This window comes from Streptomyces sp. NPDC036984 (assembly GCF_055607665.1).
Genome location: NZ_JBVJRL010000023.1, coordinates 79,926 through 100,952, shown reverse-complemented (window position 1 = coordinate 100,952; position 21,027 = coordinate 79,926). Strand labels below are relative to the sequence as shown.

Here is a 21,027-nt window from a genome sequence, read left to right as displayed (position 1 = left end):
CGGCCTCCAGCGACGTAGTGGGTCAGTGGCTGAGCCACTCAACCACTGCGTACCGGTGGCGTCAACGGGCCCGGCAGGGCCCGGTGATGCCGGCCCTGCCGCCGGAACATGCCGCTGAGTGGAGCAATCCCGGCGCGCCGCCGCCCGGCACACCAGGCTGAACCGTTGTCGAGTTCCTGGAACAGGAGTCCGTGTGCGAAGACCACGTATGCCGAAGCCCGGACATACCGGTCGGGACCCGGAGGGCGGCGTCGGTACGCGGACGCGGTTGCCGGCGCCTCCTGCGTGGATGCGATGGCTGCCGGCCCTGTACGTGCTGGCCGTTCTGCTGCTGGAGCCCGTGACGCCGGTGGAGTGGCCGGTGAGCTTCCTGCTGATCGCACTGCCTCTCGTGACCGCCTTCGCACACGGGCCCGTCGTCGTCGCCGGTGCCACGGTATTCGCCATCGTCATGGAAGGGGTCCTGGCCGGCACCCCGTGCTGCGCCGGCCGGGCCGTCGGCTATCTGTGGGACCGTCACTACGTGGCCGCCTACTTCTGCACCGCCCTGGTGGGCGTCCTGGGCACGATCGTGGCCGCGCATCGCACCCACCGGGAACGCACCCTGGCCGACGTACGCTTCGTGGCCGACATCGCCCAACGGGTCCTGCTCCGCCCCGTTCCCCACCGGATCGGCTCCCTCCACCTGGAGAGCCTCTACCTGTCCGCCGCCGCCGAGGCACGCATCGGCGGCGATCTCTACGAGGCCGTCCCCACCCGGTACGGCGTCCGGCTGCTCATCGGTGACGTCCGGGGCAAGGGGCTGCTCGCGGTGGAGACCGCCGCGGCCCTGCTCGGCGCGTTCCGCGAGGCGGCGCACGACGAACCCGCTCTACCCGCCCTGGCGGACCGGGTGGAGACGAGCATGAACCGCAGGGCGATGCTGCTGGGCGGCAGCGAGACGGGCGAACGGTTCGTCACCGCCGTCTTCGCCGAGATCCCCGCCGAAGCTCCGCTGATCCGCGTCGTCAACTGCGGCCATCCGCCCCCGATCCTCATCCGCTCCGGCGAGGTGCTCGAACTGGACCGAGGACGCTCGGCGCCGCCGTTGAACCTCGGCATGCTGGTCGGGGAGCCGTACCACGTCGACGACTACGCGCTCCGCCCCGGCGACCAGCTCCTGCTGTACACGGACGGCATCACGGAGACGCGCGACGCGAACGGCTCCTTCTACCCCCTGCTCCAGCGCCTCGGTTCCTGGAACTCCCTCCCGCCCCGCGAGCTTTTGGAACGGCTCCACCTCGACCTGATGGCCCACAGCGGCAACCGGCTCCAGGACGACATCGCGGCCCTCGCCGTCTGCCTCCCCGCCGCCCAGCCGCCCGTACCGCCTCCGGCACCGGCGGGTTGAGCACGGCGGAGAGGGACCGCGCATGCCGCCGGCGAACCGGTAGGACCCGGGAGGGGGTCAGAAGGCCGTGTGCGTGAACCAGCGGTCGAGGACCGCGGACTGACCGGAGACGTCGAAGGCGGGCTCCTGGTACGACCGACGCCCGTAGAGCAGCAGCAGGAGATCCGCCGCCCGCCCTTGTACCGTCGCCGTGGGCGGCTCGGCTTCCGCGCCGCTGGACGGCAGCAGGCGGAAACCCTCCGGGTCCAGCCGCACCCGCCACTCCTCGCCGCTCGTGCCGCCGGAGCCCGCGCACCGGAACGCGATGGTCTCGCCGTCGCCGCGCAGCTTCGTCACACCGGGGGCGAAGAGCCCCGCGTAGGGCAGGTTGACGAGGAACTCGTCCACCCCGTCCGCCGCCAGCACGGGATCGAGATCCGTCTCCCGGCCGGCGGTACGCTCCGCGTCCACCCGGTGCACCAGCGTCTCGAAGAGCATCCGGCGGGCCCAGAACCGCGCATGCTGGTCCTCGCCCCAGGACCACATCGCCGCCTCGGGGTCCGTGTCCCGCAGCACGGCCGCCACCTCGGGAACGCCTGCCGCCACCCAGTCGGCATACTCCCGCGCGTCCTCGGGCAGCCCCAGCTCCACATCGCGGCTGCGCGGAGGCTCCTGCACGCGCTGGGTCAGCAGTGCGCAGAACCAGCGCTGCAACGACCCGACGTGCCGGGTGAGATCGGCCGGCGTCCAGTCGGGGCAGGAGGGCACGGCGCCCGCGGGGTCGGCGCCTCGCACCGCCTCGACGAAGCGGTGGGTCTCCCGCTCGATCGCCTCTCGGTAGGTGTCGTACGGCAGGGGATGCCCCGCCCCACTCGTCGTAGCCATCTGCTGCCGCCATTCTGTCTCGGCACGGGTTCTCGTCGCGATCAGTGTGAAGGCTGGAGTCCACTCGAAGGCAAATCGGCGCCGCTCGGCGCAGGTCCGGCGGTCGGCAGGCCGGCCTTCCTCAGGAACAGGACTTGAGGAAGGCGATGAGCGCCGCGTTGACCTCCTCCGGGCGCTCCTGCTGGGTCCAGTGACCGCAGCCCGCCAGCTCGACCGGCTCGCGCTGGAGACCGGGCATCAGCTGGGGCAGGCGCTCGATGAGTTCGGGTGTGCCGGGGAAGGCGGCAACGGCGTCGCGGTCGCCGTAGACGTACAGGGCGGGCCGGGTGACGACGGCGCCGTGCCAGGGGGCGGTCAGTTCCCAGTTGCGGTCGAGGTTGCGGTACCAGTTGAGGGCTCCGGTGAAGCCCTTGGAGAAACTCTCGGTGAGCGCGTCGAGATCGTCCTCGGTGAACCACTCCGGCAGCACCTCGGGGTCCGGCATGGCCGCGAGCCAGCCGCGCTCGGGGTCGACCAGCGGCTGCTTGCCCGCACCGGCGTCGGGAGCGTCTCCGGAGGCTCCGTAGATGAACTTCCGCAACGTGGTGCGGGTGTCCTTCGCGAACTCGGCGTCGGCGACGCCGGGCCGGTTGAAGTAGTTCCAGTAGAAGCGGCCGCCGAACTTCTTGTCCATGGCGGCCAGCGGAGGCTCCGTCCCGCGGAACGGCGGCGGCACGCTCAGGCCGGCCACCCCGAGCACCACGTCCGGCCGCAGCAGCGCGGTGTGCCAGGCGACCGGCGCGCCCCAGTCGTGGCCGACGACGTACGCCTTCTCCTCGCCCAGCGCCCGGATCAGCCCGACGACGTCGCCGACCAGGTGGAAGATGGTGTACGCGCCGACGTCGTCGGGATGGTCGCTGCGCCCGTACCCCCGCTGGTCGGGGGCGACCACGCGGAAGCCGGCGGCGGCCAGCGGGCCGAACTGGCGGTGCCAGGAGTGCCACGACTCGGGGAAGCCGTGCAGCAGCACCACCAGGGGCCCGCTGCCCTGCTCGGCGATGTGCAGGCGCACGCCGTTCACGTCGATCATCCGGTGCTCGACCATGGGAACGAGGGTACGTGCCGCGTTCTTCCGGCCGGGGGATCGACGCCGGGAGCGCGTCGGGGAGGTCAGTAGACGTCGCGGACGTAGCGCTTCTCCGTGGACAGGCGCCTGACGTAGGCGGTGGCTTCGTCCGCGGCCATGCCGCCATGGGCGGCGACGACGTCCCTGAGCGCTCGGTCGACGTCCTTGGCCATGCGGCCCGCGTCGCCGCACACGTAGAAGTGGGCGCCGTCCTCGAGCCACTGCCACAGGCGGGCGCCGTTCTCGCGCATCCGCTCCTGGACGTAGATCTTGTTGCGCTGGTCGCGGGAGAAGGCGAGGTCCAGGCGGTGGAGATGGCCGGAGGACCGGAACGCCTCCAGGTCCTCGCGGTAGTAGAAGTCGGTGGCCTGGCGCTGTTCGCCGAAGAAGAGCCAGTTGGGCCCGGTGTGCCCGCGGGCCAGGCGGTCTTCGAGGAAGCCGATGAAGGGGGCCACGCCGGTGCCGGGCCCGACCATGATCATGGGGGTGGCGGGGTCGGCGGGCGGGCGGAAGTGCGGTGAGCGCTGCACGAAGACCTGGACCGGGCCGTCGTCGGCGCAGTCGGCGAGATAGGTGGAGCACACCCCCTTGCGGTCGCGGCCGAGATCGTTGGTGTAGCGGACCACCGAGACCGTGAGACGGACCTCGCTGGGATGCGCCAGGGGGCTGGAGGATATGGAGTACAGCCGGGGCTGGAGGCGCCTGAGCACGGCCGTCCACTCCACGGCCGACGCCCGGACCGGGAACGCGGCGACGACGTCGGCGGCCTGGCGGCCCCAGCTCCACTGCGCGAGGGCGTCCTTGTTGTCGGGCCGCAGCAGGCGCTTCAGATCGTGGTTGCCGGTGCGCTCCGTCACGAACCGGAGCAGGTCGGTGGTGATGCGCGAGATGTCCACGCGGGTGCGCAGCGCCTCTTCGAGGGGGAGCGGGGCGCCGTCGCCCAGGTCCACGGGCTCGTCGGAGTCGAGTCCGGTGAGCGCGAGCCATTCGGCGACGAGCCCGGCGCTGTTGACCGGCCACACGCCGAGGGCGTCGCCGGCGTCGTAGGCGAGTTCGCCGTCGCGGGTGTCGAAGGCGAACTGCCGTACCTCTTTCTGCGAACCGGGCAGGCTCAGCAGCCGGTTGCCGATGAGCAGAGTCGCGAACGGTGACGACTTGCCGGCGCCGGCCGGTGCGGGAGCGGGCGCCGCCGCAGCCGTGGGTGCCGCCCGTGTGGGCACGGGCTGCCGGTCGTCGGCCGCGGCCAGGGCGGTGACCACCTGGCCGAGCCACCGCTCGGCGGTCCCCTCGAAGTCGGGTTCGCACTCGGCGCGGGGGACGAGGCGGGTGGCGCCGAGGGCTTCGAAGCGTTCGTCGAGCCGGCGGCCGTGGCCGCAGAAGTCGTCGTAGCTGGAGTCGCCGAAGGCCAGGACCGCGTACCGCACTCCCTCCATCCGTGGGGCGTCCGGGGCGGCCAGCGCCTGCCAGAAGGCGGTGCCGTTGTCGGGGGCGTCGCCGTCGCCGAAGGTGCTCGTGACGAGGAGGACGTCGGCGTCGGTGGTGAGGTGGGCCGGGTGCGCGTCGGCCATGGGCAGCAGTTCGGGGGCGAGGCCCACGTCGGTGAGGTAGGCGGTGGTGCCGGCGGCGAACTCCTCGGCGTTGCCTGTCTGGGAGGCCCACAGGATGAGCAGGCGGCGGGTCGGTACGGCCGGGCCGCCGGCCGGTGCGCCGGTCCGCGCGGGCACCGGGGCGGGCGCGTCGGTGCCCGCGCGGGAGAACATGCCGGCGAGGACGCCGTCGACCCACAGGGCGTGCCCGGGGTCGAACGGCGCGTCCGGCGGCAGCACGGGGACGCGCCCGTCGGGTGGGGTCATGGCCAGGCCGGAGAGATAGCCGGAGAGATAACGGCGCTCCGGTTCGGCCAGGGACACCGGGGCGAGGTCGGTGATGCCGAACACCGTGGCGAGCGCATGGACGGGGGAGCCCGCCGGGGCCGAGGCCGCAGCCGGTACGGGCACGGGAGGTACGGGCGTGGTCTCCGGCCGGGTGCTCGGTCGGGCCGCCTCGACGGGGGCGGCCGTCCGGGCGAGGGCGACGGCGCACACTTTCAACTCGGGCTGGAAGGAGACCGGGTCGACGGCGTCGTTGGTGACGGCGTTGATGCTGAGGTATTCCCCGAACAGGTCGTTCCAGTGGAAGGGGGCGAAGCAGGTGCCGGGCCGGACGCGGTCGGTGACCACGGCGGGCAGCACGGCGCGTCCGCGGCGGGAGGCCACTTCCAGGTGGTCGCCGTCGGCGACGCCGAGAGCCTCGGCGTCCTCGGGATGGACCTCCACGAACGGGCCGGGGGTGAGTTTCTGGAGCTTGGCGACCTTGCCGGTCTTCGTCATCGTGTGCCACTGGTGCTGGAGCCGGCCCGTGTTGAGGACGAACGGATAGTCATCGTCGGGGAGTTCGGCGGCCGGCAGGTGCGGCCGGGCGAAGAACCGGGCGCGTCCGCTCGCGGTGGGGAAGGCCAGGCGGGGGCGGGTGCCGTCCGCGCGTTCCAGCAGGGTCTGGCTGACGCCGTCGTTGAGGTAGCGGATCGGGTTGCGGTCCGGTCCGTCGGCGGCCGGTGCCGGCCACTGGACGGGGGCGGTGCGCAGCCGGTCGTAGGTCACCCCGCGCAGGTCCCACCCCGTCGTGGGGTTCCAGGCCCGCTTGAGCTCCTCGAAGACCTCCTCGGCGCAGGCGTAGGTGAAGCCCTCGGCGAAGCCCATCGCGCAGGCCACGCGGGCGATCAACTGCCAGTCGGGCAGTGCCTGTCCGGGCGGGTCGAGGACCCCCTGTACGAGAGTGAGGTTCCGCTCGGAGTTGATCATGATGCCGTCGGACTCCGCCCACAGCGTCGCGGGCAGCACCACATCGGCGTACGCGTTGGTCTCGGTCTCGGCGAACACGTCCTGCGTGACGACGAGTTCGGCGGCCTCCAGACCGGCGATGACGGTCTTGCGGTTGGCGACCGAGGCGACCGGGTTGGTGCAGATGATCCAGCACGCCTTGATGTCGCCTGCGGCCATCCGCTCGAACATCTCGACGGTGCCGCGCCCGACCTCGGTGCGCAGGGAGCCCTCGGGGATGGCCCAGAGGTCTTCGACGAAGGCGCGCTCGGCGTCCACGAGCACGGACCGCTGGCCGGGCAGCCCCGGTCCCATGTACCCCATCTCGCGTCCGCCCATGGCGTTGGGCTGGCCGGTCAGCGAGAACGGGCCGGAGCCGGGGCGGCAGATGGCGCCGGTGGCCAGGTGCAGATTGACCAGGGCGTTGGTGTTCCAGGTGCCGTGGGTGGACTGGTTCAGGCCCATGGTCCAGCAGCTCATCCACTCGTCGGCCTCGCCGATCCACCGCGCGGCCCGCCGGATGTCGCTCTCGGGAACGCCGGTGATCTCCGCGACCTTCTCCGGCGGGTAGTCCGCGAGGAAGGCGGGCATCTCCTCCCAGCCCTCGGTGCATTCGGCGATGAACTCCTCGTCCGTGCGGCCGTTCGCGACCAGCAGGTGCAGCAGGCCGTTCAGCAGGGCGAGGTCGGTGCCGGGCTTGATCTGGAGGAAGAGGTCGGCCTTGTCGGCGGTGGCGGTGCGCCGCGGGTCCACGACGATCAGCCGCGCGCCGGCGGACTTCACGCGGTCCATCATGCGCAGGAACAGGATCGGGTGGCAGTCGGCCATGTTGGCGCCGATGACGAAGAACACGTCCGCGTGGTCGAAGTCCTGGTACGAGCCCGGCGGGCCGTCCGACCCCAGCGACAGCTTGTAACCGGAGCCCGCGGACGCCATGCACAGCCGTGAGTTCGACTCGATCTGGTTGGTCCGCACAAAGCCTTTGGCCAGCTTGTTCGCCAGGTACTGCGCCTCCAGGGACAGCTGCCCGGACACGTAGAAGGACAGGGCGTCCGGCCCGTGCTCGTCCAGGATCGCCCGCAGCCGGCCCGCGACCGACGCCACGGCCTCGTCCACATCCGTCCCGACCGCCTCGGCGCCCCGCTCTGCCCGCACCAGCGCCTTGTCCAGCCGCCCCGGCGCGGCCATCAGGTCCGCGCTGGTCGCGCCCTTGGTGCACAGGCGGCCGGCGTTGGTGGGATGCGCCTTGTCCCCGGACACCTTCGCGGCACGACGGCGGCCGTCGGCGGGGTCGCGTGCCACGTCCAGCACGATCCCGCAGCCGACGCCGCAGTACGAGCAGACCGTGCGGACGCTGCCGTCCGTCGAGCCAGATGCCACCGAAACCCCATCCCGCGGTGTGTGCCTTCCCGGTCCGGGACCGTCCCGCCGGTGGCGGCAGGCCCTGGACCAGCACCGTAGGAAGATCGAATTTCCGGCCCATCACAGGTCGGGCGCGTCCGGGGTTACGCCCCACGCACACGCCACGGCGTTGTCGTGTGAGGCGAGGCTTCAGGCGGCGCCGTGCGGGCTCCGGTAGGCCGTGGGCGGTTTGCCCAGGAGCTTCTTGAACGCGGCGGTGTAGGCGGCCGGATTGTCGTAGCCCAGCACCGCCGCGATACGTGTGACGGGCACGCCCGTGGCGAGGTGCTCCAGCGAGTGCAGGACGCAGGCGCGCTGCCGCCACTGCGAGAAGCTCAGGCCGGTGCCCCGCCGGAACAGGCGGGCGAGGGTGCGTTCGCTGATGTTGAGGGCCGCACACCAGCGCGCGGGCGGGTCGTGGATGTCGGGCCTGCGCAGGAAAGCCTCGCACAGGCCGCGCAGCCGTGGATCGGACGGCAGCGGCACATCGAGCGGCAGCGGGGCGAGGTTCCTGAGCTCGTGGAGGAGGAGGGCGGCGACCGCCGCGTCGCGGCTGTGCTCGGGATAGCGCGGCTCCATCTCGACGGCTTCCAGGATCAGGGCCCGGAGCAGGCCGGAGACGTCGACGGCCCGGCAGCGGGCGGGAAACCACGGCACGGCGGCGGGTTCGATGTAGAGGCTGCGGGTACTGACCCCCGTCATCGTGACCTGATGCCTGGTCCCGGGCGGGATCAGCACCGCCCGGGCGGTGGGAATCGTCCAGCTGCCGTCCGCCGTCTCGACCTGCATGACACCGGTGGCCGCGTAGAGGACCTGGGCGCGGCGGTGCTCGTGCCAGACGAGCCGGTGGGCAGGGGGATAGTCGGTGCCGATGGCCAGCACGGCACGATCGAGGCCGTCCACCTCCGCGACCGGGATGTTGCGCATGCCGCGAGCGTACGGGCGACCCCGCGTCCTGTCTGCTGCGCGTAGGAAACAGGCAACTCACCGATTGCCCGCCACCCCGCGTGATCCCTAGCGTCGTACCGGTGCTGACCTCCTTCTCCACCCTCCTGTTCTTCGGGTGCCTGACCGGCATCACGACCGTGCTCTTCGGCTTCGGCGGCGGTTTCGTCACGGTCCCCGTCGTCTACGGCGTCCTGACCGCCACGGCGCGTCCCGGAGCGGACGCCATGCATGTCGCGGTGGCCACCTCGGCGGCGGTCATGGTCGTGAACGCCGCGGTGGCGGCGCTGGCCCAGTGGCGGCAGGGACGGCTGCGCCGCGCGTACGTCTGGCCGCTGGCCGCGTTCATCACCATCGGCGCCGCCGCCGGCTCCCTGGCGGCCACCGCGATCGGCGGTACGGCGCTGCGCCTGCTGTTCGCCGCCTATCTGCTGGTGACGATCGCCGACAGTCTGCTGCGGAAGGGCTTCCTGTCCGTGACCCACCGGACCCGTCCCGAGCCGCTGAGCCGGGGCACGACCACCTTCGGCGGCATGGGCATCGGCCTGGTCGCCGCCGCCCTGGGGGTCGGCGGCAGTGTCATGACCGTTCCGCTCCTGCGCCGCAGGGGCCTGCCCATGGCCGAGGCGACCGCCATGGCCAACCCCCTCAGCGTCCCCGTCGCCGTGGCCGCGACCCTGGTCTACGCCCTCGCCCCCACCCCGCCCGCCGGCCCGGGGCGGCTCGGCTACGTCGATCTTGCCGCGGGCGCCGCCCTGCTCATCGGCTCGCTGCCCACCATCGCCGTGGCGAGGCGGATCAGCGGCCGCGTCCCGGACCGCGTGTACTCCGCAGCCTATGTCGTCCTGCTCCTCGTCGTCCTCGTCGTGATGGTGGCCAGGGGAGCCTGAGATGGCGGCCAGGGAAGGCCGACCCGGTGATCCCTCGGACGCCTCGGCCGGGCGTCTCCTACCGCCGACCGAGTGTCGTGCCGGTGTCCTCGCCCGACGCTCGGCGCCGCGGAGGGGTAGTAGTGGAGTGAGGACCGGACCGGTGAGGAGGCCGCATACGGATCGCGTACGGGTTGCCCGGGATGCGGGGAGCACCTTCGGTCGCGGCGCTCTCGCCGGCTCGCGGCGCCGGCCGGCCCAGGTCCCGTGCCGCGTCGAGAGGGCTGCCGACCTGGCGGAAGAACGTCTCGTCCGACCTGCGAGGCGAGGCGGCCGCGCCGGTGGGGCCGGTGGGCGGAAGGAGCGCGTGCGATGAGGCGAGCGAAGCAGCGCCCGGAGCAGGCGGCTCGTCTGGCGGGCGCCGCGGCGGACCCTAGTGGGCTGATGGATCTGCTGGGCGTCGCCGCGGTGCTGCTGGAAGCCGACGGCCGGATCGACATGTGGAGTCCGCAGGCCGAGGAACTGTTCGGCTATTCCCGCGGTGAGGCGGTCGGGCAGTACGCGGCGCCGCTGCTCCTGCACCCGGAACACCAGGACGCGGCGATCACCCTGTTCGCCGACGTGATGGCGACCGGCCGCGGCTGGGCGGGGGCGTTCCCCGTCCGGCGCAAGGACGGCAGCTCCCGGATGATCGAGTTCCGCAACATGCGCCTGACGGACAGCCTCGGCGACCACTACGCCCTGGGGCTGGCCACCGACCGGACCACCCTGCGGCAGGTGGAACGCAAGCTGGCCCTGTCCACCCGGCTGGTCACCCAGGCGCCGATCGGAGTGGCCGTCCTGGACACCGATCTGCGGTATCTGGACATCAACCCGGCTCTGGCCGCCATGCACGGCGTCCCGGAGGCCGAGCACATCGGCCGGAGCTACCGCGAGATCCTCCCCGGCGCGCCCTTCATGGGAGCGGAGGCAGTGATGCGGAAGGTCCTGGCCTCGGGCGCCCCGGTGGTGGACCAGCAGGTGGTGGGCCGTACCGCCGCCGACCCGGAGAACGAACACGCCTGGGCGGTGTCGCTCTATCGCCTGGAGGACCACCACGGGAACGTCCTGGGCATCGCCAACGTGGTGGTCGACGTCACCGACCGGTACCGGGCGGCCAAGCAGGCCGACCAGGCCCAGCAGCGGCTGCGCCTCATCGCCAACGGCTCGGCCAGGATCGGTACCACCCTGGAGGTGGAGCGCACGGCACAGGAACTGGCCGACGTCGTGGTGCCCGACCTGGCCGACATGGTCGCCGTGGACCTGCTGGACTCGGTCCTCCAGACGGGCCGCACGGACCTCGACGAGGAGCCGGCGCTGTTCCGCGCCCTGGCGGTGAAGACCGCCTACCCCACGGACGCCGCCCAGGCGATCGTGCCGCCCGGCCGTCTCACCACCTACCACGCCGACCACCCGGCGTCGCACTGCATCCGCACCCGCCGCCCGCATCTGATCACCCACCTGTCAGGCGGCGACCACTCCCGCATCGCCACCGACTCCGAGGCCGCCGGCCTGCTCGCCCGGGCCGGCGTCCACACCGACATGGCCGTCCCGCTCATCGCCCGCGGACAGATCATCGGCGTCATGGGCCTGGCCCGGGCCCGCAACCCCCTGCCCTTCGACGCGGACGACCTCACCCTCGCCTGCGAGCTGGCCTCGTCCGCCGCGCTGAGCATCGACAACGCCGTCCTGCACCAGCACATCCGCAGCGCTGCCGAGACCCTCCAGCGCAGCCTGCTCCCGCAGTTGCCGCCCCGGCGTCCGGGCCTCGAGCTCGCCGCCCGCTACCGCCCCGCCCAGGCCTTCAGCGAGGTCGGCGGCGACTGGTACGACGTGATCCCGCTCGACGGCCACCGGACGGCCCTGGTGGTCGGCGACGTCATGGGCAGCGGGATCCCGGCCGCCACCACCATGGGCCGCCTGCGCACCGCCACCTCCACCCTGGCCGACCTGGACCTCGACCCCGCCCGGATCCTCACACACCTCGACAAGATCACCCGCGACCTGGACCCGTACCTCGCCACTTGCGTGTACGCGGTCTACGACCCCCGCCACGCCCGACTGCACGTGGCATCCGCGGGCCATCTGCCGCCGGTCCTGGTGCGGGCCGGCGGGCTCCCGGAACTCCTCGACCTGCCGACGGGCCTTCCGCTCGGAGTCGGCGGCGTCCCCTTCGAGACCACCACCTGCGAGCTGCGGCCCGGCGACCGCCTCGTCCTGTACACCGACGGACTGGTCGAGACCCGCCACGACCCCATCGACGAGCGCCTGGAAGACCTCGTGCGTCTCCTGACACCGGCGGACCAGTCCATAGAGGAGACCTGCGACCGCCTCCTGGAGCAGCTGCGCCACCCCGCCGGCCACGACGACGTCGCCCTTCTCATCGCCCACGCGGAACCCCTCACGACCGAACCCTGAGCCCATCGGGCCCGTCCTGCCCCGGGCAGCGGGCGGACACAGCACGCCCGCCTGCTCACCTCCTCACTTCAGGCCGCTGAGCATGACACCGCGGATGTAGTACTTCTGGAGCAGCAGGAAGAGGATCAGGACCGGCAGGACGCTCAGGACGAGGCCGGCCATGACGATGGGCATCGTGCGCGTCGGGTCGACGTAGTCCTGGAGGAGCTGGATGCCGACGGGCAGGGTCATCACGTCCGGGTTCGCCGTCGAGACGAGCAACGCCCAGATGTACTCGTTCCAGGCGTCCACGAAGGTCAGCAGCCCGAGCGTCACCAGCACCGGCTTGGTCTGCGGCACCACGATCCGCCACCACACGGCGAACTCGCCGGCCCCGTCGATGCGCGCGGCCTCCAGGACCTCGTCCGGGATCGACACCATGAACTGGCGCATCAGAAAGATCCCGAAGCCGTTCACGAGGAACGGCATGGCGAGCGCCACGATGCTGACGGTCAGGCCCCCGCCGCCGCGCCCGAACAGGTCGTTGCCGCCCGCCAGCGGCCAGTGCACCAGGATCAGAAAGTGCGGGATGAAGAAGAGGAACGGCGGGAACATCATCGTCGCCAGCACCAGCCGGAAGACGAAGTCCCGCCCGGGGAAGCGGAGTTTGGCGAGAGCGTACCCGGCGAGCGACGACGTGAGCAGCACCGAGCCGGTGATCACGACGGTGGCGACCACGCTGTTACGGAAGAGCACCGGCAGATCCAACTGCGCGATCGCCGCCCGGTAGTTGGACAGGTCGAACGCCTTGGGCAGGAACCGGTACGGCAGCGTGCCCGCCTCGCCCGGCCCCTTGAAGGACGTCATCACCATGTCGGCGAACGGCACCACCGTCAGCACGGCGCCGGTCACGACCAGCAGATACGACAGCCACGGGAAACGGCGGCGCATCACGCGTCCTCCCCCTTGCGCCGGAAGATCCACAACTGCACCAGGGTGACCCCGAGGACGACCACGAACAGTACGAAGGCGGCGGCGCTCGCGGTGCCCCAGTCGCCGTAGCTGAAGGCCTGCCGGTACATCTCCAGCGCGGCCACATTGGTCGCGTCCCCCGGCCCGCCCTTGGTCATCACGATGATCAGCGCGAACGACTGGAGGCCGGTGAGGAACTGGGTGACGCACACGAACAGCAGAGACGGCCGCAGCAGCGGCAGGGTGATCCTGAAGAAGACGGTGACGGGCCCGGCACCGTCGAGCGCGGCCGCCTCGTAGTACGACTCCGGAATGGACTTCAGCCCGGCGGTCAGGATGAGGATCGCCGAGCCGACCGAGGCCCACGCCTGGACGGACACGACCGAGGGCAGCGCGGTGTCCGGGTCCTGGAGGAACGCCACCGAGCCGAGCCCGAGGGCGTTGAGGATGCCGTTGACGAGCCCGCCCGGCTCGTACATGTACTTCCACACGTTGCCGACGGCGACGACGGTCGTGACGATCGGCAGGAAGTACAGGGTGCGCCACAGCCCCTGGAACCGCAGCTTGTCGATGCAGGTGGCGACGAGCAGCGAGCCGGCGAGCGCGAGGGTCACGGTGCCCAGCGCGAACAGCAGCGTGTTGGTGAGGATCGGCGCGAGGAACGTCGATCCGTCCGCGAAGAGGCCGGTGAAGTTGTCCAGGCCGACCGGATCGATGTCACCGAGGTGGAACCCGGCCCAACGGGACAGCGACAACAGCAGCGCGAAGCCGAGCGGCAGGATCAGGAAGACCGCGAAGAACAGCAGCGTCGGCGTCAGGAACAGATAGGCGACGACGGTCTGGCGGCGCCGGGACCGGCTGCCGCCGTCGACGGACGGCGCGGCGGACCGCGGGCCGGCCGCCGCCCGCCCGGTCGTCTCCGGCGCCAGGGTGTTCACCATGAGCGGGACACCTCCTGATCGACCTGGCGGCGGGTGGTGCGCAGTGCCTGCTCGACCGACTGCTGACCGGTCCACAGCGCCTCGATGTTCTTGCGCAGCAGCGACTTGGCCTGCTGCGCCCCCGGCACGTTCGGCTCCGGCACCGCGTACGCCAGCGCGTCCAGGAACGGCCGCAGGTTCGGATCGCCGCCCCCGCCGAGGAGTGTGCGCATGTCGTCGGCGCGGCCGGTCAGGGAGCCTACCGACACCTGGAGGGAACTCATCCGGGTCGCCGTCGCGCCCTTGCCGGGTACCTTGTCGGCGTTGAGCCAGCGCAGGAACTCCCAGGCCTCGCGCGGGTACTTGCTGGCCGTGTTGACCCCCAGCATGAAGCCGGTGGAGAGCGTGGCAGGTTCCTCGTGCGCCTTCGGGACGGGGACGGGCGCGACGCCGACATCTTGGTAGTCCTTTCCCATCAGGGGCTTCAGGCTCCCGGTCCACCAGCCGGCGCTGACCACCATGGCCACCTGCCCGGACGGAAACGCCTTGTAGACATTGACACCGGGCGCGCTCGCGCCTTCGGTGACGAGCCGGTGCTCCAGCTCGAACACGGCCCGGCCGGCCGGCGAGTCGATGGCGGTGCTCCTGCCGTCCGCGGAGACGAACGTCCCGCCGGCGGCGTTGAGCAGGGCGAGCGTCTGGCCGACGGTGGTGGAGTCGTCGTACGTCGAGAGACCGAACCCCTGGACCAGGGTGTTGCCGTACCGGTCCCGCCTGGCGGTGCGGTGGGCCGCCTCCTCCAGCTCCCGCCAGGTGCGCGGCGGGCCGTCGATGCCGGCCTCGCGCAGCAGCCGCCTGTTGTAGTAGAGGGCGTACGTCTGCACCTCGGTGGGGTAGCCGTAGACCCTGCCCCCCACCGACGCGGCGCGCACGGCGGCCGCGCTGTAGCCGCGCGTGATCTCCTCGGCGTGCTCGGACGGAGCGGGCCGCAGTACGCCGGCCCGGACGAGCTGGCCGTTCCACAGGCAGTACGGGTGGAGGATGTCGGCGCCCTGGCCCGCGGCCTGCCGGACCATGAACGTGGTCAGCAGGTCCGTGAACTCGACGGCCTTGGTGCGCACCTTGACCCGGTCGTGCGTGGCGTTCCACTCGTCCACCGGGCTCTGGAGGGCCGCCTTGAGCTCTCCGCTCGCGTAGTGGGAGAGCAGGGTCAGGACGATCGGATCCCCGGGCCGCCCGGTGCCCTGGTGCGAGGCGGCGCATCCGGAGGCGAGCACTGCCGAGGGGAGCGCGAGCGCGAAGTGACGGCGGCTCAGGCGGCCGGTTCGGCGCGGGCTCAGGCCGCCGGCTCGGTGCGCCGGCGTCATCGTGCGGCTTCCCGACGCATCACGCGGAACACCCGGGTCGTGGTGAAACCGTTCGTACGGTACATGTGCGCCGCCGGGGACCGCTCGCCGGTCCACAGGAACCACGCGGCGTGCGCACGGCGCGCCCGCATCCGCTCCAGGACCAGGTGGAGCAGGACCTTGCCGAGTCCCGTGCCGCGCATCTCCTCCAGCACGCCGATCGGGCCGAACCGCTCGTCCACCGATTCGTACGTGCCGTGCATCGCCCAGCCGACCAGGCGGCCCGAGGGGTCCCGGGCGACGACGATCCGGTCGAGCGGTGTGCCCGCGGCCAGGCAGTCCCGGATCATGCACGCCCAGTCCGGGCCGAAGTGGTTCCCGGCGAGCGCGAACAGGTCCACCAGGTCGTCGTCGCACGGGGAGCCGAACCGGTACCCCTGCGCCGTCAGTTCGTCCAGGCGGCGCGCGACCTCCGCCGGGACGCGATAGCCGACCAGGCGGCGCTCCATCGCCGCCGCCTCGTACAGCGTGCCGAAGCCCAGGGACTCGAGGAGCTTGGCCGCTTCCGGGTACTCCTCGGCGTCCAGGCCGGGAAGGACGTAGTTCGGCGTGTACGAGGAGAAGTCCACCCGGGTACGGCCGTGGCCGTGCAGCCAGTCGAGGGCGTCGGTCAGCAGCCGGCGGCCGAGGCCGCGCCCGCGGGCGGCCGGGTCGACGAAGAAGAACGGGATCCAGCCCTGCTCCGGCTCCAGGTCGGTGCCGGTCATGGGCGTCAGCCGGCGCACCGCGTAGGCCGCGCCGACGACACGGCCACCGGCGACGGCGACCCGGAGCCCCTCCGGATCGAAATTGGCGTCGAGCAGCACCAGGGAGCGGAAGCGGTCCGGCGCGATCGGGTCGGCCGGCGCACTCCGGCGCCACACCTCCACCACCTGCGGCCCGTCGCCAGCGCGGAAGCCACGGATGTCCGCACTGTCTGCCCGGGATGTCGTCGTGCGGATGGTCATCGACACTGTTGTCCTTCCAAACGCGGGTCGCGGACGGCGTCGGACGCCGCCCGGAGCGCTACGGCGACAGGGCCGGGCGCGGCGGTGGGCCGGGAGGTCTCAGGGATAGAGCAGCACGTCGTCGCCGGCCCACCGCCCGGGCGGCGCCGGCGGATCGCACAGCGGCAGCGGATCGTCGCCTGCGTCGACGGCGCGCCGCAACCGGTCCGACCCCCACAGCAGATCGATGAAGTGACGGTGCTCGGTCCCCTCCGCACCGCCGTCCACGGTGTGCCAGGCGAAGTCGTCCGGGTACAGCCGCCGCAGCGTGCCGAGCATCGCGACGGCGGTGCGTACCGGAGCGAACGCCTCGCGGTCGGTGATGTGGAGCTGGACCCCGCGCAGCGGCCGTCCGGCGTGTTTGTGGAAGGTCGGTACGTACCACAGATCACGGAAGTGCACTCCGGGCAGGGCGAGTTCGGCGAGCGAGGGCGCGAAGCGCGCGTCGATGTACGGGGCCCCGACGATCTCGAACGGCTGCGTGGTACCGCGGCCCTCCGAGAGGTTGGTGCCCTCGAACAGGCAGGTGCCGGGGTAGACGGCGGCGGTGGCGGGCGTCGGGATGTTCGGCGAGGGCGCGACCCACGGCAGGCCGGTGGTCTCGGCGTCCATGGCGCGCTGCCAGCCGACAGCCTCGATCACCGTCAGATCGACGGCGGCGCCCGCTGCTTCGGGCACCGCCGAGGCGTTGAGATGCCGGGCGAGTTCGCCGCAGGTGAGACCGTGGCGGACGGGGATCGGGGCGCGCCCGACGAAGCCGGCCCACGCCGGGTCGAGCAGCGGGCCCTCGCTGACGAGTCCGCCGAGGGGATTCGGCCGGTCGGCGACCACGAACCGTACGCCGGTACGGGCGGCCGAGACCATCAGGTCGAACATGGTCCACACGTAGGTGTAGAACCTGGCCCCGATGTCCTGGAGGTCGTGGACCAGGGCGTCGACGCCGCTGTCGATCAGCAGTTCGTCGAGGCGCTCGCGGCTGCACCGGTAGGTGTCGTGGACCGGCAGGCCGGTGGTGGGATCCGTCCGAGCGGCCTCGCTCGTGCCGGCCTGGCCGGTGCCGCGCAACCCGTGCTCGGGACCGAACAGGGCGACCAGCCGCGCACCCGCCTCGAGCAGCGCGGGCGCGGCCCAGCGCAGGTCGGGGAGGACCCCGGTGTGGTTGGTCACCAGCCCGAACCGGCCGGGCCCGGCAAGACCGGGCGACGCGTGCAGCCGCGCGATCCCGGTCGTCACCGTGACGCGGTCGTCCGTGCTCATCCCTTGGCCCCGTCTGCCGGTGACATTGAGAAGCAGTGCTCGGAAATGTACTTCTATGTCCCGGAATTTTGCAATGAAGCACACACGTTCGCGCCGGAGGATGCTGAAGTCGTGTCAGCGACTGCGTGGACCGTGCGATCAGGCCCGCTCATGTCTGCGTCCGAGACGGCGGGAGGGAGATCTCGCGGCACCGGAGTGCTTCGCAAGGTCGTGGCCGGACGCCTAGGCTCCACCCCACCTGATCAACCAACGGACCCGAGGAGATCTCGTGCATCCCTTCCGCACGGCCGTCGAGAACCGCGACGGCGCCGCCATCGAGGCGCTGCTCGCCGAGAACGTCGTCTTCACCAGCCCGGTCGCCTTCAAGCCGTACCCGGGCAAGGCGATCACCGCCGCGATCCTGCGCGGAGTCATGCGGGTCTTCGAGGACTTCACCTACGTCCGTGAGATAGCGAACCCCGACGGCCGCGACCATGCCTTCGTCTTCACCGCGACCGTCGACGGCAAGCGGATCCAGGGCTGCGACTTCCTCCACTTCGATGAGGAAGGCAAGATCGACGACTTCCAGGTCATGGTCCGTCCGCTGTCCGCCGCGCAGGCGCTCGCCGAGGCCATGGGGGCCCAGTTCGACCAGATAGCCCGCGAGGCGGCCGGGCGCTGACCGACGTCGACGCCGACCGGGGTGCGCCGGCTGATTGCCCCCGTCGAGGCCACGGGCACGGCCAGAAGCCCGGCCACCAGGGTGTCGGACGCTGTCGTCCGTCGACCCACTCGGTCAGCCCAGCTTCTTCAGCAGCTCGGCAGCCAGCGGGGCGGAGGAGGAGGGGTTCTGTCCGGTGACGAGGTTGCGGTCGACGACCACGTTCGGCGCCCACGGCTCGCCCACCTGGACGTCGACGCCCGCCTCCTCAAGGCGCGTCTGGAGCAGCCACTTGGCCTTCTCGGCCAGGCCGGCCTGGGTCTCCTCGGCGTTGGTGAACGCGGCCACCTCGTACCCGGCGAAGGCGTTGGAGCCGTCGCTCCGCTCGGCGGCGAGCAGCGCGGCCGGGCCGTGGCAGACGACACCGAGCGGCTTGCCGGAGGCGAGCGTGTCGATGAGGAGCCGGCCGGAGGTGGCGTCGACGGCGAGGTCCTCCATCGGGCCGTGGCCGCCGGGGTAGAAGACGGCGTCGTAGTCGTCGAGGCTGACGTCCTCCAGGCGGATCGGGTTCTTGATCTCGGTCATGGAGGCGAGAGCGGCGGCGATCCTGTCGGCGCCCTCCTGGCCGCCGTTGACCTCGGGGGCGAGGCTGCCCTGGTCGACGGTGGGGACGACGCCGCCGGGGGTGGCGACGACGATCTCGTGGCCCGCGGCCTTGAACGCCTCGTACGGGGCGACGGCCTCCTCGGCCCAGAATCCGGTCGGGTGCTTGGAGCCGTCGGCCAGCGTCCAGTGGTCGGCGCCGGTCATCACGAAAAGGATCTTCGACATGGAGTGCTTCTTTCGGTGAGAGCGTAAGTTGTCGCCTCACTGACGCTGTGCGCGCGGATCGTCAGCGCGGCGACGCTCTCGAACGTAGGGCGCGAAGCCATTTGTTTCCAATGAAGACTCCAATGCCTGCCATGGGAATTTCTATGGTGCGCTTAGAGTCTGCGTATGAGCGAGCGAAAGTCTCACGGCGGCTCTCCGGCTCCGTATCCGGCCGGCGCCTCCCAGCAACCCGATCTGAACCTGCTGCGCACATTCCTCGCCGTGTACCGGTCGGGCTCCTTCACCGGTGCCGCCCGGCTGCTGGGGCTCTCGCAGCCCACGGTGACCACGCAGATGCGCGCCCTGGAGCGGCAGACGGGACGGGAGCTGTTCCAGCGTCTGTCGCGCGGGGTCGCGCCCACAGCCGTCGCCGACGAGCTCGCGGCGCGGGTCGCCCCGGGCCTCGACATGCTCGCCGCGGCGACCGGCGCGGACGCGGCGGCGGGCCGCACGGCCGAGCCGGTGCACCTGGCGGGCCCGGCCGAGTTCCTCTGCGTCAGCGCACTGCCGACGCTGGCGCCCCTCGTGGCCGACGGAGTGCGCCTGCGCGTGGCCACGGGGCTGACCGACGCGCTGCTCGACGAACTGCGGGCCGGGCGCCACGACCTGGTGATCGCCACCACCCGCCCCCGGGGCCGTGCGCTGCCCGCGGTCCCCTTGGAGGACGAGGAGTTCGTCCTCGTGGCGGCACCCGCGTGGGCCGAGCGGCTGAAGGAGCCGCTCGCCGTCCAGGGCCCCTCGGCCCTGCACCAGGTTCCGCTGGTGACGTACGCGGAGGATCTGCCCATCGCCCGCCGCTACTGGCGCCACGTGTTCGGCCGCCGGCTCTCCTGCCCCGCCGCCCTCACGGTGCCGGACCTGCGCGGTGTGAAGTCCGCGGTCGTGGCCGGTGCGGGCTTCACGGTGCTGCCCCGCTACCTGTGCGCCGACGAACTGGCCACCGGCGCCCTCGTCCTCCTGCACGAACCCGGCGACCCTCCGATCAACACGGCGTACCTGGTCCAGCGGCCGGGCGTCCCCGACAACCCGGACGTCATCCGCGTCCGCGACCACCTGGCGCAGGCCGCCCGCGGCCGGTCGTGACCTCCCGCACCCGGGGCAAGCGGCCCTCCGCCCCCCGCGTATGAACCTCCGTGCATTGATGGCGAGTTCGACACCTGTAGCCGAACGGGCGACTGCCCCGGCATCGGGAAGTGGCGTATGACTGGGTGGATTTCCGCAACTCGCCATCTCGGAGGACCTGGTGACCGATCGTACGGAGCCGATGGAATCGATGGAGCAGCTCGCCGTGGTCTGGCACGCCATGGTGCTCGACCGTGACCCGGATGCCGATGTGCGGGACCTCCCGGGTATCGCCGTCCGCTGGGCCGACTGCCGGTTCCCGTTCTGGAACTGCATCACCTTGACCGAGGTCGACGTGGACAGCGCGCTCCTCGGGCAACGGCTGCGCCAGGCCGCGGGCATCATGCGCTCGAAGAAGCACCCCGGATTCCTGTGGCTCTTCGAGGACCTCCTCGGCGCCGAGGCGCGTGCACAGGTGCGGGAAACGGCCGAGAAGGCGGGCCTCGCGTACGCCTTCCCCGGCACCGGCATGGCCGGAGACCTGCTGCCCATCCCCGAGCCGTCCCACCCGGAGCTGACCTTCGTACGCGTCACCACAGACGAGCAGCTGCAAGCGTACGCGGACCTGAACTCACGCGCCTACGGCTTCGCGCTGGAGGCCGGCCGGGACGGGCTCCTCGGGTCGGCGCTGTGGAAGAACCAGGTGCACGCCTACCTCGGCCTGCGGGACGGTGTCCCGGTGACGTGCGCCGCGACCGTGGAAGCGGAAGGCCGGCTGTTCGTCGTGCTCGTCGCCACCGACCCGGAATGCGAGCGCCGAGGCTATGGAGAGGCCGTGACCCGCAAGGCCCTGTACGAGGGCGCCCGGGCCACCGGCCTGACCCGCGCCACCCTGCACGCGACGGTGGCGGGGGCGCCGGTGTATCCCCGCATCGGATTCAGGCCGAACTCGCCGATCCACTTCTACGCCCTGCAGGACTGACCTCCGGTCGGCCCGACCCGGGAACAAGGGTTGCCCGGGCGCTCCGGGCAGGGCGCCGGGCAAG

General features: G+C 71.8%; 16 protein-coding genes. 6 read left to right on the top strand and 10 right to left on the bottom strand.

Annotation, left to right across the window (positions count from 1 at the left end; all coding sequences use genetic code 11):
* Nucleotides 1-289 precede the first annotated feature (289 nt).
* The gene (locus ACZ7DL_RS31660; RefSeq protein ID WP_470779417.1) at nucleotides 290-1,390 is read left to right on the top strand and encodes a PP2C family protein-serine/threonine phosphatase; all 1,101 of its coding nucleotides are present in this window, start codon (nucleotides 290-292) and stop codon (nucleotides 1,388-1,390) included.
* A 57-nt stretch (nucleotides 1,391-1,447) separates the two neighbouring features.
* On the opposite strand, the gene ACZ7DL_RS31655 is transcribed toward ACZ7DL_RS31660, so the two are convergent.
* From ACZ7DL_RS31655 to ACZ7DL_RS31640, 4 genes are all read right to left on the bottom strand, one after another.
* Nucleotides 1,448-2,254: a maleylpyruvate isomerase family mycothiol-dependent enzyme gene (locus ACZ7DL_RS31655; RefSeq protein ID WP_470779415.1), complete on the bottom strand. Its 807-nt coding sequence runs from the start codon at nucleotides 2,252-2,254 to the stop codon at nucleotides 1,448-1,450.
* Nucleotides 2,255-2,375: 121 nt separating this feature from the next.
* Nucleotides 2,376-3,338, bottom strand: a complete 963-nt coding sequence (locus ACZ7DL_RS31650; RefSeq protein WP_470779413.1) for an alpha/beta fold hydrolase — start codon at nucleotides 3,336-3,338, stop codon at nucleotides 2,376-2,378.
* Between the two features lie 65 nt (nucleotides 3,339-3,403).
* Nucleotides 3,404-7,597, bottom strand: coding sequence for a molybdopterin-dependent oxidoreductase (locus tag ACZ7DL_RS31645; RefSeq protein WP_470779411.1), 4,194 nt, complete (start codon nucleotides 7,595-7,597; stop codon nucleotides 3,404-3,406).
* A gap of 171 nt (nucleotides 7,598-7,768) precedes the next feature.
* Nucleotides 7,769-8,545, bottom strand: coding sequence for an AraC family transcriptional regulator (locus ACZ7DL_RS31640; RefSeq protein ID WP_470779409.1), 777 nt, complete (start codon nucleotides 8,543-8,545; stop codon nucleotides 7,769-7,771).
* A 101-nt stretch (nucleotides 8,546-8,646) separates the two neighbouring features.
* Between ACZ7DL_RS31640 and ACZ7DL_RS31635 the strand changes: the two genes are divergently transcribed.
* Nucleotides 8,647-9,453 carry a sulfite exporter TauE/SafE family protein gene (locus tag ACZ7DL_RS31635; RefSeq protein WP_470779408.1) on the top strand — a complete coding sequence of 269 codons (807 nt, stop codon included), beginning with the start codon at nucleotides 8,647-8,649 and terminating at the stop codon, nucleotides 9,451-9,453.
* A gap of 351 nt (nucleotides 9,454-9,804) precedes the next feature.
* Nucleotides 9,805-11,889 carry a SpoIIE family protein phosphatase gene (locus ACZ7DL_RS31630; protein WP_470779407.1) on the top strand — a complete coding sequence of 695 codons (2,085 nt, stop codon included), beginning with the start codon at nucleotides 9,805-9,807 and terminating at the stop codon, nucleotides 11,887-11,889.
* Between the two features lie 63 nt (nucleotides 11,890-11,952).
* Here ACZ7DL_RS31630 and ACZ7DL_RS31625 read toward each other — a convergent pair whose 3' ends face one another.
* The 5 genes from ACZ7DL_RS31625 to ACZ7DL_RS31605 all read right to left on the bottom strand — a co-directional run bounded on the left by ACZ7DL_RS31625 (nucleotide 11,953) and on the right by ACZ7DL_RS31605 (nucleotide 17,409).
* Complete coding sequence (locus ACZ7DL_RS31625) at nucleotides 11,953-12,819, bottom strand: carbohydrate ABC transporter permease (protein WP_470779406.1); 867 nt, start codon at nucleotides 12,817-12,819, stop codon at nucleotides 11,953-11,955.
* Complete coding sequence (locus ACZ7DL_RS31620) at nucleotides 12,819-13,781, bottom strand: carbohydrate ABC transporter permease (RefSeq protein WP_470779404.1); 963 nt, start codon at nucleotides 13,779-13,781, stop codon at nucleotides 12,819-12,821. Before ACZ7DL_RS31620 ends, ACZ7DL_RS31625 begins: the two co-directional genes overlap by 1 nt.
* Nucleotides 13,775-15,127 carry an ABC transporter substrate-binding protein gene (locus tag ACZ7DL_RS31615; RefSeq protein ID WP_470779402.1) on the bottom strand — a complete coding sequence of 451 codons (1,353 nt, stop codon included), beginning with the start codon at nucleotides 15,125-15,127 and terminating at the stop codon, nucleotides 13,775-13,777. Before ACZ7DL_RS31615 ends, ACZ7DL_RS31620 begins: the two co-directional genes overlap by 7 nt.
* Nucleotides 15,124-16,113 (bottom strand): GNAT family N-acetyltransferase, encoded by a 990-nt coding sequence (locus ACZ7DL_RS31610; protein ID WP_470779400.1) that lies wholly within the window; start codon nucleotides 16,111-16,113, stop codon nucleotides 15,124-15,126. Before ACZ7DL_RS31610 ends, ACZ7DL_RS31615 begins: the two co-directional genes overlap by 4 nt.
* Before the next feature lie 99 nt (nucleotides 16,114-16,212).
* Nucleotides 16,213-17,409, bottom strand: a complete 1,197-nt coding sequence (locus ACZ7DL_RS31605; RefSeq protein ID WP_470779399.1) for an exo-beta-N-acetylmuramidase NamZ family protein — start codon at nucleotides 17,407-17,409, stop codon at nucleotides 16,213-16,215.
* A gap of 268 nt (nucleotides 17,410-17,677) precedes the next feature.
* On the opposite strand from ACZ7DL_RS31605, the gene ACZ7DL_RS31600 reads away from it, so the two are divergent.
* Nucleotides 17,678-18,070, top strand: coding sequence for a nuclear transport factor 2 family protein (locus ACZ7DL_RS31600; RefSeq protein WP_470779396.1), 393 nt, complete (start codon nucleotides 17,678-17,680; stop codon nucleotides 18,068-18,070).
* A 114-nt stretch (nucleotides 18,071-18,184) separates the two neighbouring features.
* Here ACZ7DL_RS31600 and ACZ7DL_RS31595 read toward each other — a convergent pair whose 3' ends face one another.
* Nucleotides 18,185-18,880, bottom strand: coding sequence for a type 1 glutamine amidotransferase domain-containing protein (locus tag ACZ7DL_RS31595; RefSeq protein ID WP_470779395.1), 696 nt, complete (start codon nucleotides 18,878-18,880; stop codon nucleotides 18,185-18,187).
* Between the two features lie 165 nt (nucleotides 18,881-19,045).
* On the opposite strand from ACZ7DL_RS31595, the gene ACZ7DL_RS31590 reads away from it, so the two are divergent.
* Together ACZ7DL_RS31590 and ACZ7DL_RS31585 are read left to right on the top strand one after the other, a co-directional pair.
* A complete protein-coding gene (locus ACZ7DL_RS31590) occupies nucleotides 19,046-20,002 on the top strand; it encodes a LysR family transcriptional regulator (protein ID WP_470779393.1) in 957 nt (318 codons plus the stop codon).
* A 181-nt stretch (nucleotides 20,003-20,183) separates the two neighbouring features.
* Nucleotides 20,184-20,963, top strand: coding sequence for a GNAT family N-acetyltransferase (locus ACZ7DL_RS31585; RefSeq protein ID WP_470779463.1), 780 nt, complete (start codon nucleotides 20,184-20,186; stop codon nucleotides 20,961-20,963).
* The last annotated feature ends 64 nt before the right edge of the window (nucleotides 20,964-21,027 follow it).

What these genes read in the sequence shown, in the direction of transcription:
- ACZ7DL_RS31660 (WP_470779417.1), top strand. Translation starts at nt 290, where the DNA reads ATGCGATGGCTGCCGGCCCTGTACGTGCTGGCCGTTCTGCTGCTGGAG.
- ACZ7DL_RS31655 (WP_470779415.1), bottom strand. Translation starts at nt 2,254, where the DNA reads ATGGCTACGACGAGTGGGGCGGGGCATCCCCTGCCGTACGACACCTAC.
- ACZ7DL_RS31650 (WP_470779413.1), bottom strand. Translation starts at nt 3,338, where the DNA reads ATGGTCGAGCACCGGATGATCGACGTGAACGGCGTGCGCCTGCACATC.
- ACZ7DL_RS31640 (WP_470779409.1), bottom strand. Translation starts at nt 8,545, where the DNA reads ATGCGCAACATCCCGGTCGCGGAGGTGGACGGCCTCGATCGTGCCGTG.
- ACZ7DL_RS31630 (WP_470779407.1), top strand. Translation starts at nt 9,805, where the DNA reads ATGAGGCGAGCGAAGCAGCGCCCGGAGCAGGCGGCTCGTCTGGCGGGC.
- ACZ7DL_RS31625 (WP_470779406.1), bottom strand. Translation starts at nt 12,819, where the DNA reads ATGCGCCGCCGTTTCCCGTGGCTGTCGTATCTGCTGGTCGTGACCGGC.
- ACZ7DL_RS31620 (WP_470779404.1), bottom strand. Translation starts at nt 13,781, where the DNA reads ATGGTGAACACCCTGGCGCCGGAGACGACCGGGCGGGCGGCGGCCGGC.
- ACZ7DL_RS31615 (WP_470779402.1), bottom strand. Translation starts at nt 15,127, where the DNA reads ATGACGCCGGCGCACCGAGCCGGCGGCCTGAGCCCGCGCCGAACCGGC.
- ACZ7DL_RS31610 (WP_470779400.1), bottom strand. Translation starts at nt 16,113, where the DNA reads ATGACCATCCGCACGACGACATCCCGGGCAGACAGTGCGGACATCCGT.
- ACZ7DL_RS31605 (WP_470779399.1), bottom strand. Translation starts at nt 17,409, where the DNA reads ATGAGCACGGACGACCGCGTCACGGTGACGACCGGGATCGCGCGGCTG.
- ACZ7DL_RS31595 (WP_470779395.1), bottom strand. Translation starts at nt 18,880, where the DNA reads ATGTCGAAGATCCTTTTCGTGATGACCGGCGCCGACCACTGGACGCTG.
- ACZ7DL_RS31590 (WP_470779393.1), top strand. Translation starts at nt 19,046, where the DNA reads ATGAGCGAGCGAAAGTCTCACGGCGGCTCTCCGGCTCCGTATCCGGCC.
- ACZ7DL_RS31585 (WP_470779463.1), top strand. Translation starts at nt 20,184, where the DNA reads ATGGAATCGATGGAGCAGCTCGCCGTGGTCTGGCACGCCATGGTGCTC.